A 16,718-nucleotide genomic window follows, 5' to 3' on the forward strand; every position below is an offset into this window, starting at 1 on the left:
GGCGGAGAAGAAGCCGGGACCGACCTGGATGCCGATGCTGTAGACGAACAGGATCAGTCCGAACTCCCGGACGAAGTCGAGCATGGCGGCATCCAGCGAGATCCCCGCCAGCTTGGCGATGTGGCCGACCCCGATCCCGGCGAACAGCACGCCGGCGATGCCAAGGCCGATACCGCCGAACCGCAACTCCCCCAATGCCAGACCGAGCACGGCGACAAGGCTCAGCATCAGCATGACCTGCGCCACGCCGGGCAGGCCGGCGATCAGGCCTGATAGAATATCCATGTAACTAAGACTTCCCGGTGCTTGGAACGAAGCGCCGGGAAGGTAATCTTCTTTGAGAGGTAAGTTATAGTGAAATAAAAGGCTGCAACATTATGTCTCGGGCAAGCCCTTTTTAAGATTTCATGACGGACGGGTGGCGCGCAGCACGGGGGCTCCCGTGCCCGTATTCCTTCCGCCGTCGAAGCTCGGCTCGCGCCGGGTCTCCGTCATATCCGCGCGCGACGCGGCGGTGCGGGAGCGGGACGGCCGCCGGCCGCTGCGCCAGAAGGTGAAGCCGGCGAAGCCGAAAGCTCCGGCCAGCACGGCGATGACAGCCGAACGCACCCAGGCCGGGGCGGTAAGGCCGGTTTCCGCCGGGTCGGGAGCTTCGCGCATCCCTTCGGGTGCGGCCTGACCGACGGAATCGACTCGGGTCCGGGGAGCAGCCTGCGGGACCGGCTCTCCGGGAGCGGGACCTCGAGAGGCCGAAGGCCGGGGTGCGGGAGCCGCTTCCGACCGCGCGGCGGGCGGGGCTGCCGAGCGCTCGCGCGGTCCTTCGCTGGCCGACGGGCCGGCCGAATGTCCGATGACGCCGAGTGCCTGGACGCCCGACTCGGACCCGTGAGCCTCGACTCGGGTGGTCGGCGATGCCAGAGGCTTGGGCGGCTCGACGTTGCGGTTGATCTGGCTGGGCTGCGGCTTGCCGCCCGGTCCCGCAAGGTTGCCCATGGTGGGCTGGGCGGTGGTCTGGCGTGCCGCCAGCATGTGCCCCGAGGTGGCGGCGTCGAGCTGGCCGGTCTGCTTGAGGCCGGCCGATTTCTGATAGGCGCGCAGGGCGTCGCGCGTCAGCTCGTTGAGATCTCCGTTCGCCCGGCCGCTGTAGAGGCCCTTGGACTTCAGGATCGTCTGTGCCCATTGCACGTCGGCGGACGTCGCATCGGCGGCATGCGCCGGCATGGCGCCCAGAGGCACCGCCATCGACAATCCGATTACCAGACTCAAGACCGCGAACCGTTGCCCCCGGAAGGACATTCCCATCTCCTTGCCAACTACCCCTTCCTTTCATATCAAGGAATACCCCATCGGTGCCGCATCTTTTTCGCACGGCTGGACAGGAAGTTCCGGCGTGATACGTTGGGGCAACAATCAGAAGCATTCACTGGAGGAAACTATGCGTCATTCCCAGGCCGGCGCGGCCAGCAGGCTCGCCCGGACAGGCGCCTTCGCCCTTTTGATTGCGGCGGTGGCCGCGGTCACTTCCGCCGTTCCGGCCCTGGCCGCCGATTACAAGGCGGAATACAAGCTCTCGACCGTCGTGGGAGAGGCCTTCCCCTGGGGATTCGGCGGCAAGCGCTGGGCCGAACTGGTCCGGGAAAAGACGGACGGGCGAATCAACGTCAAAATGTATCCGGGTGCAGCATTGGTCGGCGGCGACCAGACCAAGGAGTTCACGGCCCTGCGTCAGGGCAGCATCGACTTCGCCGTCGGCTCGACCATCAACTGGTCGCCGCAGGTGAAGGAGCTGAACCTGTTCGCTCTGCCCTTCCTGATGCCGGACCACAAGGCGATCGACGCGCTGACCAAGGGCGAAGTCGGCAAGGACCTGTTCAAGCTGCTCGGCACCAAGGATGTCGTGCCGCTGGCCTGGGGCGAGAACGGCTTCCGCGAGATCTCCAACTCCAAGCACGCGATCAGGACCCCGGCCGACCTGAAGGGGCTGAAGATCCGGGTCGTCGGCAGCCCCCTGTTCGTCGATACCATGACCGCGCTGGGCGGCAACCCCGCCCAGATGAGCTGGGCCGACGCGCAGCCGGCCATGGCGACCAAGGCGGTCGACGGGCAGGAAAACCCGCTTGGCATCTTCGCCGCCGCCAAGCTGCATACCGTCAGCCAGACGCACCTGACGCTGTGGGGCTACGTCGCCGACCCGCTGATCTTCGTGGTGAACTCCAAGGTCTGGGAAAGCTGGAGCGAGGCTGACAGGGCCGCCGTCCGCGAAGCGGCGGAACAGGCCGCCGTCGAGGAGATCGCGATGGCACGTAAGGGTCTGACGGCCCAGGACAGCAGCCTGATCGACCAGATCAAGGCGAACGGAGTCGATGTCGTGACCCTGACGGAAGCCGAGAAGCAGCCGTTCCAGGAGGCGACCAAGGACGTCTACGCCAAGTGGAAGAAGACTGTCGGCGAGGATCTCGTCAACAAGGCCGAAGCCGCCATCGCCAAACGCTGACAGCATAAGCAGTTCCAGGGAACAGACAGCAGTGTCCGAATCGTCAAGACAGCCGGCCCCGCGTGAAGCGGGGGAGGTCGAACGCGCATTGGCGGCCGTGGTGCTGGGCGTGATCTGCCTGATCACGCTCGCCAACGTGGTGGTGCGCTACTTCACCAACTACAGCTTCGCCGCCACGGAGGAAATCTCCGTGGCGCTGATGGTGGTGCTGGCCCTGCTCGGTTCGGCCACCGCCGTGGCGCGGCGGCGGCACATCGCGATCACCATCCTGATCGACCGGCTGCCGCTCCCGCTGAAGCGGTTCGCCGAGGTGATCGCGGAGACCGCTACGCTGGTCATGTTCCTGCTGCTGGTCTGGCTGGGTGGCGAACTGGCCTGGGACGTCTACCGGTTCGAGGAGACCTCGCCCGGAATGGGCTGGCCGCAGTGGATCTACAATATCTGGCTGCCCATCCTGGCGGCCCTGATCGCTTTGCGGGCGGCGTTCATGATCGTGCGGGGCCTGCGGTCATGACCGGTTTGGGCGCACTTACGCTTCTGGGCATCTTTGTTGTCCTGATGATGGCCGGCACTCCGATCGCGGTGGCGCTGGGACTGGCCGGCACCGCCGCGATCTGGGTCTACGATCTCGGCATCATGTCGGTGCCGACCGGCTTCTATACCGGCATCGCCAAATACCCGCTGCTGGCGATTCCCGTGTTCATCCTGGCCGGCGTGATCTTCGAGCGGGCGGGGGTCGCGGCCCGCCTCGTCCATCTGGCGAGCGCGCTGGTCGGGACGTGGCGCGGCAGCTTGGGCGTCGTCGCGATCCTGGTCGCCATGGTGATGGGCGGAATCTCCGGCTCAGGCCCGGCGGACGCGGCGGCGGTCGCCACGGTGATGCTGCCGGCCATGACGCGGGCGGGCTACCCGCCGGCTTTCTCCGCCTCGGTCATCGCGGCGGCGGGAGCCACCGCGATCCTGATCCCGCCGTCGGTCGGCTTCATCGTCTACAGCGTGCTGGTGCCGGAAGCCTCCGTCCCGGCGCTGTTCGCCGGCGGCGTCATCCCCGGCATCCTGGCCGGCGTTTCGCTGATCATTCCCGCCGTGTGGCTGAGCCGCCGTCACGGCTTCGGCCTCGACGACCAGATCGTGCGTCCTCCCGTCTGGCAGGCGTTCAAGGGAGCGATCTGGGGGCTGCTGGCTCCCGTCATCATCCTGGGCGGCATGCGGAGCGGCGCCTTCACCCCGACCGAGGCGGCTGTCGTCGCGGTGGCCTATGGCGCCCTCGTCGGGATGGTGATCTACCGCACCATGGGCTTCCGCGATCTCTACGACGTGCTGGCGGAATCGGCAGAGATATCAGCCGTGGTCCTGCTGATCATCGGGCTGGCGAGCGTCTTCGGCTATGCGGGGAGCACGCTGGGGGCGTTCGACGCGCTCGCCCACGGCATCCTCGGGCTGAACGTGTCGCCGTGGTCGGTGCTGCTGCTGGTCAACCTGATGCTGCTGGTCGCCGGCATGTTCCTGGATGCGGTGTCGATCTACCTGATCATGCTGCCGCTGCTGGTGCCGCTGATGCGGGCGTTCCAGTGGGACCCGGTGTGGTTCGGCGTCATGATGACCATGAACCTCGCGATCGGCCAGTTCACCCCGCCTTTGGCCGTCAACCTGATGGTGACCGGGGCGGTCGCCAAGGTTTCCATGGAATCCACGGTGCGCTGGGTGCTGTGGTTCGTCGCCGCCATGACGGCAGCCTTGCTGCTGGTGATGGCGATACCAGATCTCGTCCTATGGCTGCCGCGCAGGCTCGGCTACTAAATAGATAAAATTCAAAATGTAATAAAAATCGTGTCACTGATATGGCACACCAAGATCTGGAACGACCGTTAGACTTTTGCCCTTCTGGTCAACATTTGACAACTCTCTAAAACTGCGATCCAGCACGTACTTTCGCATTTGGAGCAGTTGGATGTTGTCGGGATCAAAGGCTTTACGGATGGCTTTGCTTGCCGGCGCCGCCGTGGCGGTGCCGGTTTACGGGGCGCAGGCGCAGCTTACCGTCACTTTGGGCGGCTTCACGACGTTTCGGGCCGCTACGTATGACAGCGACACGCCGGGAGCCACCAGCCGCGAGTTCCAGAACGAGACCGAGATCCACATCCGCGCCGACGGCAAGGCCGACAACGGCCTGCTCTATGGCGCGAAGATCGAATTGGAGAACGAGTCCAGCGGCGGCGGTATCGTCACGGACGAGGCGTCGGTCTATGTCGGCGGGGCCTGGGGCCGGATCAAGTTGGGCGACGACGACGGCGCCGGGGATGAGTTGTTCGTCTATGCGCCGGTCGTCGGCAACGGCCAGATCGACGAGGACTGGTTCGACTTCGCCGGGCCGGGGATCGATACCGACGACCTGCTGTCACCCACCGACACGTCGGATGCGACCAAAGTCACCTATCTGTCGCCGGTCCTCGGGGGTCTTCAGGCCGGTGTATCCTACACCCCGCAGTCCGACGACGAGGCCCAGAGCGTCGTCGCCTTCAAGGCGGTCGATCCTGATGCCGACGAGAACCTCTACCGCGATCTGGTCGAGGCCGGCATCAACTACACGCGCGAGATCGGCGACTTCTCGCTGACCATCGCCGGCGCCTATGTCCACGGCACCGCCAAGGACGGCTCGACCGCCCAGGACTTCGACGCCTGGGGCGTCGGCACCCAGATCGGCTGGCAGGGCTTCAAACTGGGCGGCGCCTATAACGACAACGGCGACAGCGAGATCGAGACGGAGGAGCCCGGCACCAAGTCGTGGAACGTCGGCGTCGCATATGAAGCGGACGACTGGGGCGTCGCCGCCCAGTACCAGAAAGTCGACATAACTGGCCGCGACATCCACATCTACGCCGTCGGCGCCGAGTACGAGATCGCCCAGGGCCTCAAGTTCGGTCCGGAAGTGATCTTCTTCGACGACGACGATCCCGAAGTCGGCGATGGCTACGTCGCCCTGGCGACACTCAACATCGAGTTCTGAGGAATCCTTATGGGGAGCGGGAAGCCCGGCGCCGGATCAGCCCCGCTGCCGAGCTTCCTTCAGGCCCTTGCGCGCCAACTCGTCGGCGCGCTCGTTCTCCGGGTGGCCGGCATGGCCGCGAACCCAGTGGAACTCGATGTCGTGGGGTTTCTTGGCGGCGTCCAGCCGCTTCCACAGCTCGGCGTTCTTGACCGGCTTCTTGTCGGCGGTCTGCCAGCCGCGCGCCTTCCAGCCGTGAATCCACTTAGTGATGCCGTCCTTCACGTATTGGCTGTCGGTGTGAAGGCGGACCTTGACCGGGCGCTTCAGCGCTTCCAGCGCCTGGATCGCGGCCATCAGTTCCATGCGGTTGTTGGTGGTGCCCGGCTCCCCGCCGCACAACTCCTTCTCGACCGCCCCATAGCGCAGGATGGCGCCCCAGCCGCCCGGACCCGGATTCCCGCTACAGGCGCCGTCCGTATAGATGTCCACGACGGTGACGGTCTTTTCGCCGCCCGTCCCCGGTTCCGCCGCCGCTGTCGCGTCGCTCATGGATTCACTCCAGCCCGTAGGCGCCGAGGCCGCTGACCTGTTGATGGAAGCGCAGCTTGTTCCAGTATTCCAGCGGGTTCTTCGGCTTGACGAAGGCGCCGGGCGGATGGTTGAGCAGGTCGTACAGGCGGGTCAGCAGGAAGCGCAGGGCGCTGCCGCGCGCCAGCAGCGGCAGGGCCGCAAGCTCCTCGTCCGAAAGCGGCCGGACCTTGCGGTAGCTCGACAGCATCAGCCGCGCCTTGGTCGCGTTGAAGGACCCGTCCGGCTCGAAGCACCACGCGTTGAGGCAGATCGCAAGATCGTAGACCAGCACGTCGGTGCAGGCGAAGTAGAAATCGATCAGCCCCGACAGGGTCCGGCCCCGGAAGAAGACGTTGTCGGGGAACAGGTCGGCGTGGATCACGCCCATGGGCAGCGTCCCCTCGGCGGGCCACCGTGCCTCCAGCGTATCCAGCTCCCGCTCCAGCGCTTCGGCCAGCCCGGGCCGGACCTCGTGCGCGCGGGCGGAGCAGGCGTCGAACAGCGGCCGCCACCCGGAAACCGACAGGTCGTTGGGCCGCTTCATGGCGAAATCGGCCCCGGCCTTGTGCATGGTGCCCATGGCTTCGCCGAGGGCGGCGCAGTGGTAAGGATCGATCCGCCGGGGCCACATGCCGTTGAGGAAGGTCACCAGGACCGCGGGCCGTCCGCATAGCTCCCGCAGGGCGATACCGTCGTTGCCGTGCAGGGGGACCGGGCAGCCGACGCCCTTTTCCGCCAGATGCTCCATCAGGCCCAGAAAGAACGGCAGGTCGTCGCGCCGCGTCCGCTTCTCGTAGAGCGTCAGGATATACGGCCCCGTCTCCGTCACCAGCAGGTAGTTGGAATTCTCCACCCCCTCCGCGATGCCTTTGCAGGACAGGACGCCGCCCAGCGCGTACTGGGCGATGAAGGTGTTCAGGTCTTCGTCGGAGACTTCGGTATAGACGGCCATGGCGGTGCGGCAACTAGCCCTTTTCGGTTCCAGGGTCAAGCATGCCCGCCTACAGGCCTCCGGCTCAAGGAATTCGTGCCGGTCGGCCTGTGGCATGCAGCAGGAAACTCGGGTATGGCGGCGAAGTTGGCGGTGCTAAGGTCTTTCGATTATGCATAACCTGAGGAAGCATGATGACCGACCCGCTCCAGACGAAAGTTTCCGGGAGCCAGCCCGTCATCCGCCGATTGGAGCCGGACGATTACCGGCGCTGGCTGCCCTTGTGGCGGGAATATCAGCGTTTCTACAACGCCGATATTCCGGATGAGACGACCCAGATGACATGGCGGCGGCTGCTCGATGGCCGGGAGCCGGTGTGGGGCGCTCTCGCCCTGCAGGGCGACCGGGCGCTGGGCTTCGTCCATTGGATCTATCATCGCTCCTGCTGGACGGTCGGCGACTACTGTTACCTGCAGGACCTGCTGGTGGATTCCGAAGCGCGGGGGCAGGGACTCGGGCGGTCCCTGATCGGCCACGTCGAACGGGAGGCGCGGTCGGCCAACTGCTCGCGGGTGTATTGGCTGACGCAGGAGAGCAACGCACAGGCGAGAATTCTCTACGACAGCGTGGCCGAAAACTCAGGGTTCATTCAGTACAGGAAGGTCTTGTAGGCCCCGCTGCGACATATCTCGGGTCCTGCCTGTTCCAGGAGGATCAACCCGTCCGGCCGAAGGAGACGAGTGCGCCATGGCAACCGAAGAAGCCGCTTTCCGCCGCCTTGTGGATTTGGGCCGCGAGCGGGGTTTCGTCACCCTCGATCAGGTCAGCGCAGAGTTGCCGGTCGACGACATGAGCCAGACCGAACTGGCGGAAACGCTGGACCGTCTTGAGCGGGCAGGCGTGTCGGTCGAGGTGGACGAGGAGTTGACGCGCGCGCGCCCTCTTCCTGTCGAGGACGTGTCCGACTTCCGGTTGCCGGAACCGCCCGAGGAGGGCAAGGACCGGGTCGTGCCGCTCCGGTCCGCATCCCCGCCCGCAAGCGGGGAGCGGCAAGCCCGGTCGCCGGTCATGACCGAGGTTCAGGAGCATGGCGCGTCGGGACATGGGGCCGCAGGGGGAGAATCGAGGACGCGGATGGCCGTCGTCTTCGGCGGCCTCCTGCTTCTCCTCGTCCTCGTCTACGTCCTGGTGCGCTGAGACGCCGCTCGAACGGCCGGCTGACTACTCGGCCGCTGCCGTCGTCGTCGTCAGGACGCGCGGCAGCTTGAAGACGACGTCCTCGCGCGTCAGGGTGACTTCCTCGATCGTCACGTCGAATCGGTCCTTGGCGCCCTGAAGCACTTCCTGGATCAGGATGTCCGGGGCCGATGCTCCGGCGGTGACGCCCAGGACCTTGACGTTCTCGAGTTCCGTCCAATCGATGTCGGTAGCGCGCTGGACCAGCATGGCGCGTTCGCAGCCGTGATTACGTGCGACCTCGACCAGCCGCATGGAGTTGGACGAGTTGGGCGCCCCCACGACGAGCACCATCTGGGCGCGCGGCGCTATCGCCTTGACCGCATGCTGGCGGTTGGTGGTCGCGTAGCAGATGTCTTCCTTGCGCGGCACCGAGATGGAGGGGAACCGGGCGCGCAGCGCCGTGACGATAGCGGCGGTGTCGTCCAGCGACAGGGTCGTCTGGGTCACATAGGCGAGGTTGCCCGGGTCCTGCACCTCGATCCTTTCGACATCGGCGACGTTCTCGACCAGGACGACGCTGCCTTCCGGCAGCTGCCCCATGGTGCCGACGACTTCGGGATGGCCGGCATGGCCGATCAGGACGACCTGACGGCCCTGCTCGAAGTGGCGTTCGGCCTCGACATGGACCTTGCTGACCAGCGGGCATGTCGCATCGAGATAGAACATCTTGCGCCGTTCGGCCTCCGCCGGGACCGCCTTGGGCACGCCATGGGCGGAGAAGACCACCGGCACGTTGTCCGGGATCTCGTCCAGTTCATCGACGAAGACGGCGCCCTTGGCTTCCAGCCCTTCGACCACGAAGCGGTTATGGACGATCTCGTGGCGGACATAGACGGGGGCGCCGTACTTCTCCAGGGCGACTTCGACGATCTGGATCGCGCGGTCCACCCCGGCACAGAAGCCACGGGGGCTGGCCAGCAGGATTGTCAGAGGCCGTTTGGACATAGTTCAACCTTGCACTGATACCCGTTATGGGTTGGATGGTGAGGCCGGCTTGTGCCGCCCCGATGCCTTGCTCTAAAGTCGCACTGCAAAAACTTACAACTGCACAAACCTACAAGCGAGTCATCACAGTGGCGATGTTTTTCAGAACCGACCGTAATATAGGAACGCCTGTCAGGAAAGCCCGAGGCGCATTGCTGGTTGCCGCCGGTCTGATAGGCGTACTGCCCTTGATGGCGGCCTGCTCGGGCAACGGCGGCAAGGGACCGGAGGCGCAGGCCGCTGCGGATACCGCCCCGGCGCTGGCCTGTCCCAAGGTCAGCATCCCCGACGAAACCCGCGAAGTGACGCAGTTTCGCGGCGGCGGCGCCCGCGATATGACCGACGTGGTATCGCGTGCCGCCGTGCTGCAATACGATGGCGGATGCGAGTTCGACGACGCGGGCGTCACCGTCAACCTGAACCTCCTGCTGGGAGCGGAGCGGGGGCCTGCCGCCAGGGATGCCCAGGGGGCGTACCAATATTTTGTCGCCATCACCGACCCCGCCGGGCGGATCATCGGCAAGCAGCAGTTCGACACGACGATCGCTTTCTCTCCCAATGTCGGCAAGGGCACCACGGCCGAGGAACTGGTGCAGAAGATACCGCTGTCGAAGGGGGCCACCGCCGCCGGTTACGGCATCCTGGTCGGTTTCCAATTGACCCCGGAGCAACTGGCCTTCAACCGCGATCCGAAAAAAAGCTTCTGAACCCTTTGAAATCCTGATTCGAAGTTCCGGCCAGCCGGGGGGATCCGAGCATACGGGTGCGTCCCCTGGTCGCGGCTGAGCACGCCTCGGGGCTTTCCCATGGCGTGGGTGCGGCGGCGTGATACAACTGCAAGCTACGCGTCACCTCCGCCGGCTGGCATGACATGACGGACCTTACCCTGGGCTTCGGCCTGGCTTTTACCGACCTCTACGATGCCGCGGGGTTGGAAAAGCTTGACCGCCGTTTCACCGGCTGGCTGGGGGAAACCGACGGGGATATCGCTCGCCGCCTGCTGGACGCGCGGGCGCAGCCGGATGCCGTCTCCGGCCCAGGCGGCGAAAGCGGTTTGCTGACCGCTCTGGCGCCCCATCTCGACGACTTCATCGGCGAGTTGTTCGGCATCGGCGCGCAATTGCGTCAACTGGCCGCCCGCCACCGGGCCTTGGCGCCGCTCTATGCCGCCAAGCGGCTGTTCGTCCAGCGCCGCGCCGCCAAGTCCTTCCGGCCGGAACAGGCGGCCGGCCTGGACGGCAAGGCCCTGACCTCGGCGCTCGAAGCGCATCTCGGCATCCAGTTCGACGAGTTGGCCTTCGCGGTCCGGGTCCTGGACTGGCTCGACGATGGTCCTGCCCATGCCGCCGAACTGGACCTTGCCGCCCGCTACGCCGCCTGGGCGCTATGGACGGAGGAGGGCCGGCAGCGGCACGGCCACGGCGTGCTGTTCCAGATCCCGGAGAAGACCGATCCCGCCCGGCTGGTGCCGGTGGAAACCGTCGGGAACGAAGCCGGCCTGACCGTGATGCGGCTGCCGGAGGCCCGCCGGCGCCAGCGCCAGGGCTTCGGCCTGACCGACTGTGGCGCCGACCTGATCGGCGCACTCGACGAGGCCACCTACTGCATCGAATGCCATCACCAGGGCAAGGACAGTTGCTCGCGGGGGCTGACCGACCGCAGGACCGGCGAATACCTGAAAAGCCCGTTCGGCGTGACGCTGACGGGCTGCCCGCTGGAAGAAAAGATTTCCGAGTCGAACGGCATCAAGGCGGCGGGCCATCCGGTCGGCGCCCTTGCCCTGATCGTGGTGGACAATCCCCTGTGCGCCGCGACCGGCCACCGCATCTGCAACGACTGCATGAAGGCCTGCATCTACCAGAAGCAGGAGCCGGTCGATATCCCGCAGGTCGAAACCCGGACTCTCAAGGACGTGCTGGAGCTTCCCTGGGGGTTCGAGGTCTACAGCCTGCTGACCCGCTGGAACCCGCTGGACCTGCGCCGCCCCATGATGCGGCCCGACAGCGGCTACAAGGTGCTGGTGGCGGGGCTGGGACCGGCGGGCTTCACGCTGGCGCACCACCTGATGAACGACGGCCACACCGTCGTCGGCATCGACGGCCTGAAGATCGAGCCGCTGCCCGCCGACCTGTCCGGCGTGCTGCCGATGGGCCGCAGGGTGCATTTCCGTCCGATCCGCCAGATCAAGGACCTGTGGGACCATCTGGACGACCGCATCATGGCCGGCTTCGGCGGAGTCGCCGAGTACGGCATCACGGTCCGCTGGGACAAGAACTTCCTGAAGGTGATCCGCCTGCTGCTGGAACGGCGCCGCCGCTTCGTCATGGTCGGCGGCGTCCGGTTCGGCGGCACGCTGAGCGTCGACGACGCCTTCGACGCCGGCTTCGACCACATCGCCCTGTGCATGGGGGCCGGGCGGCCCACCGTGATCCCGATGACGAACGGGCTGGCGCGCGGCGTCCGGCAGGCGTCCGATTTCCTGATGGGCTTGCAACTGACCGGCGCCGCCAAGGAAGACTCGGTCGCCAACCTGGAAATCCGGCTGCCCGTAGTTGTCGTCGGCGGCGGATTGACCGCGATCGACACGGCGACCGAGGCGCTGGCCTATTACCCGGTCCAGGTCGAGAAGTTCCTGCGCCGCTACGAGACGCTCGCATCGGAGCGCGGCGAGGCGTCAATCCGGAGCGGCCTGACCGAGGAGGAGCGACTGACGGCGGACGAGTTCATCGACCACGCCCGAGCGCTCCGTCATGAGCGGGACCTCGCGCGGGCGGAGGCTCGGGCGCCGCGTCTTCAGCGGCTTCTGGATAGCTGGGGCGGTGCGACGCTCGCCTATCGCCGCCGGCTGGCCGACTCGCCCAGCTACACCCTGAACCACGAGGAAGTCGCCCACGGCATGGCGGAGGGCATCCGCTTCCTGGAGACTGCGACGCCGATTGCGGTGGAGGTGGACCGCTTCGGCCACGCCTCCGGCCTTCGCGTCGATGTGGCGGGCACCGAAGCCGTGCTGCCCGCCCGCAGCGTGCTGATCGCCGCCGGCACCCAGCCGAACACCGTGCTGGCGCGCGAGGAGCCGGACTGGGCCGAACTCGACGGCCGCTATTTCCGGGCACTCGACGAGGACGGCAACCCTGCGACACCGGAGCGGTCGTGCAAGCCGGCCTCGGCCCATGTGCTGATGAGCCGGCATCCGGACGGGCGCATGGTGTCGTTCTTCGGCGACCTGCACCCGTCCTTCGCCGGCAACGTGGTCAAGGCCATGGCCGGGGCGAAGCGGGGCTATCCGGTGGTGTCGCGCTCCCTGGCGCGGCTGCGGCCGACCGTCGTCCCGGCGGACGCCGTGATCGACATGGTCAACCACGACATGCGGCCGATCGTCCACGACGTCGTCCGTCTGACGTCCGATATCGTGGAGGTTGTCGTGAAGGCGCCGCGCGCGGCGGCGCGGTTCCAGCCTGGCCAGTTCTACCGGCTCCAGAACTTCGAGACGCTGGCCCATCAGGTGGACGGCACGACCCTTGCCATGGAAGGCTTGGCGCTGACCGGCGCTTCGGTCGACAAGGCGCAGGGGCTTCTGTCGCTGATCGTGATGGAGATGGGCGGATCGTCCGACCTTTGCGCGCTGCTCAAGGCGGGCGATCCGGTGATCCTGATGGGGCCGACCGGCTCGCCGACGGAGATCCCCGAAGGCGAAACCGTCTGTCTTGCCGGCGGCGGACTCGGCAATGCCGTGCTGTTCTCGATCGGGCAGGCCTGCCGGGAACGCGGCAACCGCGTCGTCTATTTCGCCGGCTACAAGAAGCTGATCGACCGCTACAAGGTGTCGCGGATCGAAGCCGCCGCCGATGTCGTGGTCTGGTGCTCGGACGAAGCGCCGGGCTTCACGCCCGGACGCCCCCAGGACCGGACGTTCACCGGCAACATCGTGGAAGCGATGCGGGCCTATGCGACGGGGGAATTGGGACCCGTCGAAATCCCGCTCGGCGACGTCGACCGCATCGTCGCGATCGGCTCCGACCGCATGATGCAGGCGGTGGCGTCGGCGCGGCATGGGGTGCTGTCGCCGTACCTGAAGCCGGGACATGCCGCGATCGGGTCGATCAACAGCCCGATGCAGTGCATGATGAAGGAGATCTGCGCCCAGTGCCTCCAGGAGCACCATGATCCGGAGACGGGGGAGAAGTCCGTCGTGTTCTCCTGCTCCAATCAGGATCAGGAACTCGACCGGGTGGATTTCACCGGATTGAACGAGCGGCTCCGGCAGAACAGCGTCCAGGAAAAGCTGACCGCCCTATGGATAGACCGCTGCCTGAAGGCGCTTCAGTTGCGGCGGCATTCGCGGACTTGATTTTATATGCGCTGACTTAGGATGTTTCTCGCCCATTTTCGTCATACCCGGACTTGATCCGGGTACCTCCCAGCGAAGGCTTACGGGAGGACTTCAATCTGAAGTCCTGACGTCATCCGCTCAGCTCCTGAAAGGAGGTGCCCGGATCAAGTCCGGGCATGATGGAAAGGTAGAAGAAAAAGCCAGCATGACACGCAAAAACGCCACAAATTACCGCCTGTGAGATAAGTCAGTCGTATCAAACCCGCTCACGGCAGCAACGCCCTCAGCGTCTTCGCCGCCCCCTCGATATCGGCCTTCAGCGCCGTCCGCGCTTCCAGACCATCGCCCCGCCCCAGCGCGTCGCGAATCCGGCGATGCTCGGCGTTCGACGCGCGCAATCCCCCGGCAGCGTTCAGCAGATCGAAATACGGACCGATGCGCAGCCACAGCGATTCGATGATCGACAGCAGCGTCTCCGACCCCGCCGCCCGGTAGACCGTGAAGTGGAAGTCCCGGTTGGCCGGGACGTAGAGTTTCCCATCCCCCGCAGCCTGAGCTGCTTCCATCGTCGCGATCAGGTCGTCCAGCTTCGCCAGATCGGCGGCTGGGATCACCCGCGCCGCCCACTCAGTCGCGACCCCCTCGATCTCGATCCGGGCGCGGGTCAGGTCTTCCAGCCGGTCGATGCTGAGCGGCGGGATGCCGACCGAGCGGCCGGCTACCACCGTCAGCGCCTTTTCCGCGACCAGCCGGTGCAGGGCTTCGCGCACCGGCATGGCGCTGACGCCGAAGGCGTCCGACAGGCTCTGGATCGTCACCGTGCGGCCCGGCTCGATGCCGCCGTTCAGGATCAGCTCTTTCAATTGGCGGTAGACGTGGTCCTGCACCGTCTCCCTCGGGACGGGGCGCAGGGGCAGGCTTCTGTTGGTGAGTGCCATGGCGGTGCCGTCCTCTTGCCGGTGCTTTAACGCAGTATAGGCCTTCAAGAGCCTTGCATTCCAGCGTGATATTTGATTTATGATCAAAAGACAGAACGGTACAGTTTTGAGAGCATAAGGGGGAGGAACGACATGGCTGACTTCAACGCCACAGGGCAGCGGGTGCTGGTGACGGCGGGCGCTTCCGGCATCGGTTTCGCGATCGCGCGGACGCTGGCCGGCGCCGGCGCCAGGGTTCATGTCTGCGACGTGGACGAAGGCGCATTGGCCGCCTGCCGCGAGGCCATTCCAGGCATCGGCACCACGGTCGCCGACGTATCGGACGACGCGGCGGTGGACCGCCTGTTCGACGACGTTCAGGCGGGGCTGGGCGGGCTAGACGTGCTGGTCAACAACGCCGGCATCGCCGGCCCGACGGCGGCAATCGAGGATATCTCGCCGGCCGACTGGCGCCGCTGCATCGATATCGACCTGACCGGCATGTTCCTGTGCGCCCGCCGCGCGGTTCCGATGCTGAAGAAGGAAGGCGCCGGCGCCATCGTCAACATGTCGTCGGTGGCGGGCCGGCTCGGCTATGCCTTCCGCACCCCCTATGCCGCCGCCAAGTGGGGTGTGATCGGGCTGACGGAGAGTCTGGCGCGCGAGCTGGGGCCGTCCGGCATCTCGGTCAACGCCGTCCTGCCCGGCATCGTCGCCGGTCCCCGGATCGAGAAGGTCATTGGTGCCCGCGCGGATCAGGTCGGCGTCAGCTATGCCGAGATGGAGAAGGAATACCTGGCCAAGACCTCGCTGCGCCGGATGGTCAGCGCCGACGACGTCGCGGCCATGGTGCTGTTCCTGGCATCGCCGGCCGGCCGCAATGTCTCCGGCCAGTCGCTCAGCGTCTGCGCCAACGTCGAGACGCTTTGATTATCTAGAGTTCAGGGAAACCGGAGGAAACACCATGGCGAAGTCCAACAAGGTCATCATCACCTGCGCCGTGACCGGCGCCATCCATACGCCCAGCATGTCGCCGCACCTGCCGGTGACGCCGGAGCAGATTGCCGACGCCGCCATCGGCGCCGCCGAAGCCGGAGCGGCCATCGTCCACCTGCATGCGCGCAATCCCGAGACCGGCAAGCCGGATCAGACGCCGGAAGCCTTCCAGCCGTTCCTGAAGGTGATCAAGCAGCGCACCGACTGCGTCATCAACCTGACGACCGGCGGCGCCCCCTACATGACGGTGGAAGAGCGGCTTCGCCCGGCGGCCGAGCTGAAGCCGGAAGTGGCCTCGCTCAACATGGGTTCGATGAACTTCGGCCTTTACCCGATGCTGAACCGCTTCAAGGACTTCAAGTTCGAGTGGGAGCGCCAGCACCTGGAGAACAGCCGCGACCTCGTGTTCAAGAACACCTTCGCGGACATCGAATACGTCCTGAAGACCTGCTCCGAGAACGGCACCCGGTTCGAGTTCGAGTGCTACGACACCTCGCACCTCTACAACCTCGCCCACTTCCGGGACCGCGGACTGGTCAAGGGTCCGCTGTTCGTCCAGACCGTGTTCGGCCTGCTCGGCGGCATAGGACCGCATCCGGAAGACGTGCTGCACATGAAGCGGACGGCGGACCGGCTGTTCGGCGACGACTATCGCTGGTCGGTGCTGGGCGCCGGCCGTAACCAGATGCCGATCGCCGCGATGGCCGCCGCCATGGGCGCCAACGTCCGCGTCGGCCTCGAGGACAGCCTGTGGGATGGTCCCGGCAAGCTGGCGGAAAGCAACGCCGCCCAGGTCCGCCGCGCCCGCTCGATCCTGGAAGGCCTCGGCCTGGAGATCGCGACGGCCGCCGAGGCCCGCGAGATCCTGGCGCTCAAGGGCGGCGATCAGGTCAACTTCTGATCCCGCCCACAGCCGTCAAGGCGAGGTGAGCGATCACTCCGCCTTGGCGGTCTCTTTCTTCATGCCGGGGACGTTCTTGTCGGCCAGATCCTCGACCTTTTCGCGGACCTTATCGGTCGGCTGCTTGTCGGGATCGACCTCGATCGTCACGGGCGCCGTGCCGTCGTCGATCATGTCCAGCTTCTTGGCGGCGCCCTTCGACAGATCGAGCACCCGGCCGTCGACATAGGGTCCCCGGTCGTTGATCTTGACGTCGACCGACTTGCCGGTTTCCTCATTGGTCACCGTCGCCTTCGAGCCGAGCGGCAGCTCCTTGGAGGCGGCGGTCATCTTGTTCTGGTCGAAGATCTCGGCGTTGGGGGTATTA

General features: G+C 66.0%; 17 protein-coding genes. 10 read left to right on the forward strand and 7 right to left on the reverse strand.

Annotation, left to right across the window (positions count from 1 at the left end; translation table 11 throughout):
• The coding region (locus AC5JJ6_RS17065) for an aspartate-alanine antiporter-like transporter (RefSeq protein ID WP_496043204.1) at positions 1-285 on the reverse strand (285 nt) is incomplete at its 3' end.
• Between the two features lie 120 nt (positions 286-405).
• Complete coding sequence (locus tag AC5JJ6_RS17070; protein ID WP_496043205.1) at positions 406-1,296, reverse strand: peptidoglycan-binding domain-containing protein; 891 nt, start codon at positions 1,294-1,296, stop codon at positions 406-408.
• A 139-nt stretch (positions 1,297-1,435) separates the two neighbouring features.
• Between AC5JJ6_RS17070 and AC5JJ6_RS17075 the strand changes: the two genes are divergently transcribed.
• From AC5JJ6_RS17075 to AC5JJ6_RS17090, 4 genes are all read left to right on the forward strand, one after another.
• Positions 1,436-2,494 (forward strand): DctP family TRAP transporter solute-binding subunit, encoded by a 1,059-nt coding sequence (locus AC5JJ6_RS17075; RefSeq protein ID WP_496043206.1) that lies wholly within the window; start codon positions 1,436-1,438, stop codon positions 2,492-2,494.
• 31 nt (positions 2,495-2,525) lie between these two features.
• Positions 2,526-3,008, forward strand: coding sequence for a TRAP transporter small permease (locus AC5JJ6_RS17080; RefSeq protein WP_496043207.1), 483 nt, complete (start codon positions 2,526-2,528; stop codon positions 3,006-3,008).
• Positions 3,005-4,294: a TRAP transporter large permease gene (locus AC5JJ6_RS17085; protein WP_496043208.1), complete on the forward strand. Its 1,290-nt coding sequence runs from the start codon at positions 3,005-3,007 to the stop codon at positions 4,292-4,294. Before AC5JJ6_RS17080 ends, AC5JJ6_RS17085 begins: the two co-directional genes overlap by 4 nt.
• 178 nt (positions 4,295-4,472) lie before the next feature.
• A complete protein-coding gene (locus tag AC5JJ6_RS17090) occupies positions 4,473-5,501 on the forward strand; it encodes a porin (RefSeq protein ID WP_496043209.1) in 1,029 nt (342 codons plus the stop codon).
• Between the two features lie 36 nt (positions 5,502-5,537).
• Here AC5JJ6_RS17090 and rnhA read toward each other — a convergent pair whose 3' ends face one another.
• Complete coding sequence (gene rnhA / locus AC5JJ6_RS17095; protein WP_496043210.1) at positions 5,538-6,032, reverse strand: ribonuclease HI; 495 nt, start codon at positions 6,030-6,032, stop codon at positions 5,538-5,540.
• 4 nt (positions 6,033-6,036) lie between these two features.
• Entirely contained in the window at positions 6,037-7,005 is a 969-nt protein-coding gene (locus AC5JJ6_RS17100) for a homoserine kinase (protein WP_496043211.1), read from the reverse strand.
• Between the two features lie 173 nt (positions 7,006-7,178).
• Here AC5JJ6_RS17100 and AC5JJ6_RS17105 point away from each other — a divergent pair, with 173 nt between their 5' ends.
• Both AC5JJ6_RS17105 and AC5JJ6_RS17110 read left to right on the forward strand, forming a co-directional pair.
• Positions 7,179-7,655, forward strand: coding sequence for a GNAT family N-acetyltransferase (locus tag AC5JJ6_RS17105; RefSeq protein WP_496043212.1), 477 nt, complete (start codon positions 7,179-7,181; stop codon positions 7,653-7,655).
• Between the two features lie 76 nt (positions 7,656-7,731).
• Positions 7,732-8,181, forward strand: coding sequence for an RNA polymerase sigma factor region1.1 domain-containing protein (locus AC5JJ6_RS17110; protein WP_496043213.1), 450 nt, complete (start codon positions 7,732-7,734; stop codon positions 8,179-8,181).
• A 24-nt stretch (positions 8,182-8,205) separates the two neighbouring features.
• Here the strand turns inward: AC5JJ6_RS17110 and ispH are convergent, their stop codons facing one another.
• A complete protein-coding gene (ispH, locus tag AC5JJ6_RS17115; RefSeq protein ID WP_496043214.1) occupies positions 8,206-9,168 on the reverse strand; it encodes a 4-hydroxy-3-methylbut-2-enyl diphosphate reductase in 963 nt (320 codons plus the stop codon).
• A 230-nt stretch (positions 9,169-9,398) separates the two neighbouring features.
• Here ispH and AC5JJ6_RS17120 point away from each other — a divergent pair, with 230 nt between their 5' ends.
• Together AC5JJ6_RS17120 and AC5JJ6_RS17125 are read left to right on the forward strand one after the other, a co-directional pair.
• The gene (locus AC5JJ6_RS17120; protein WP_496043215.1) at positions 9,399-9,914 is read left to right on the forward strand and encodes a hypothetical protein; all 516 of its coding nucleotides are present in this window, start codon (positions 9,399-9,401) and stop codon (positions 9,912-9,914) included.
• Positions 9,915-10,078: 164 nt separating this feature from the next.
• Positions 10,079-13,555, forward strand: coding sequence for an FAD-dependent oxidoreductase (locus AC5JJ6_RS17125; protein WP_496043216.1), 3,477 nt, complete (start codon positions 10,079-10,081; stop codon positions 13,553-13,555).
• A 248-nt stretch (positions 13,556-13,803) separates the two neighbouring features.
• On the opposite strand, the gene AC5JJ6_RS17130 is transcribed toward AC5JJ6_RS17125, so the two are convergent.
• Positions 13,804-14,475, reverse strand: coding sequence for a GntR family transcriptional regulator (locus AC5JJ6_RS17130; RefSeq protein WP_496043217.1), 672 nt, complete (start codon positions 14,473-14,475; stop codon positions 13,804-13,806).
• A gap of 132 nt (positions 14,476-14,607) precedes the next feature.
• On the opposite strand from AC5JJ6_RS17130, the gene AC5JJ6_RS17135 reads away from it, so the two are divergent.
• Complete coding sequence (locus AC5JJ6_RS17135; RefSeq protein ID WP_496043218.1) at positions 14,608-15,384, forward strand: SDR family oxidoreductase; 777 nt, start codon at positions 14,608-14,610, stop codon at positions 15,382-15,384.
• A gap of 34 nt (positions 15,385-15,418) precedes the next feature.
• Positions 15,419-16,351, forward strand: coding sequence for a 3,5-dioxohexanoate:acetyl-CoA acetone transferase (gene kce, locus AC5JJ6_RS17140; protein WP_496043219.1), 933 nt, complete (start codon positions 15,419-15,421; stop codon positions 16,349-16,351).
• 33 nt (positions 16,352-16,384) lie between these two features.
• Here kce and AC5JJ6_RS17145 read toward each other — a convergent pair.
• Positions 16,385-16,718 (reverse strand): septal ring lytic transglycosylase RlpA family protein (locus tag AC5JJ6_RS17145; RefSeq protein ID WP_496043220.1); only part of this gene is annotated, 334 nt, incomplete at its 5' end.

It is taken from the genome of Skermanella sp., assembly GCF_059503625.1.

Excerpts from the sequence above, each read along its gene's own strand:
- AC5JJ6_RS17070 (WP_496043205.1), bottom strand. The coding sequence starts at position 1,296 with ATGTCCTTCCGGGGGCAACGGTTCGCGGTCTTGAGTCTGGTAATCGGA.
- AC5JJ6_RS17075 (WP_496043206.1), top strand. The coding sequence starts at position 1,436 with ATGCGTCATTCCCAGGCCGGCGCGGCCAGCAGGCTCGCCCGGACAGGC.
- AC5JJ6_RS17085 (WP_496043208.1), top strand. The coding sequence starts at position 3,005 with ATGACCGGTTTGGGCGCACTTACGCTTCTGGGCATCTTTGTTGTCCTG.
- AC5JJ6_RS17090 (WP_496043209.1), top strand. The coding sequence starts at position 4,473 with ATGGCTTTGCTTGCCGGCGCCGCCGTGGCGGTGCCGGTTTACGGGGCG.
- rnhA (WP_496043210.1), bottom strand. The coding sequence starts at position 6,032 with ATGAGCGACGCGACAGCGGCGGCGGAACCGGGGACGGGCGGCGAAAAG.
- AC5JJ6_RS17100 (WP_496043211.1), bottom strand. The coding sequence starts at position 7,005 with ATGGCCGTCTATACCGAAGTCTCCGACGAAGACCTGAACACCTTCATC.
- AC5JJ6_RS17105 (WP_496043212.1), top strand. The coding sequence starts at position 7,179 with ATGACCGACCCGCTCCAGACGAAAGTTTCCGGGAGCCAGCCCGTCATC.
- AC5JJ6_RS17110 (WP_496043213.1), top strand. The coding sequence starts at position 7,732 with ATGGCAACCGAAGAAGCCGCTTTCCGCCGCCTTGTGGATTTGGGCCGC.
- ispH (WP_496043214.1), bottom strand. The coding sequence starts at position 9,168 with ATGTCCAAACGGCCTCTGACAATCCTGCTGGCCAGCCCCCGTGGCTTC.
- AC5JJ6_RS17120 (WP_496043215.1), top strand. The coding sequence starts at position 9,399 with ATGGCGGCCTGCTCGGGCAACGGCGGCAAGGGACCGGAGGCGCAGGCC.
- AC5JJ6_RS17125 (WP_496043216.1), top strand. The coding sequence starts at position 10,079 with ATGACGGACCTTACCCTGGGCTTCGGCCTGGCTTTTACCGACCTCTAC.
- AC5JJ6_RS17130 (WP_496043217.1), bottom strand. The coding sequence starts at position 14,475 with ATGGCACTCACCAACAGAAGCCTGCCCCTGCGCCCCGTCCCGAGGGAG.
- AC5JJ6_RS17135 (WP_496043218.1), top strand. The coding sequence starts at position 14,608 with ATGGCTGACTTCAACGCCACAGGGCAGCGGGTGCTGGTGACGGCGGGC.
- kce (WP_496043219.1), top strand. The coding sequence starts at position 15,419 with ATGGCGAAGTCCAACAAGGTCATCATCACCTGCGCCGTGACCGGCGCC.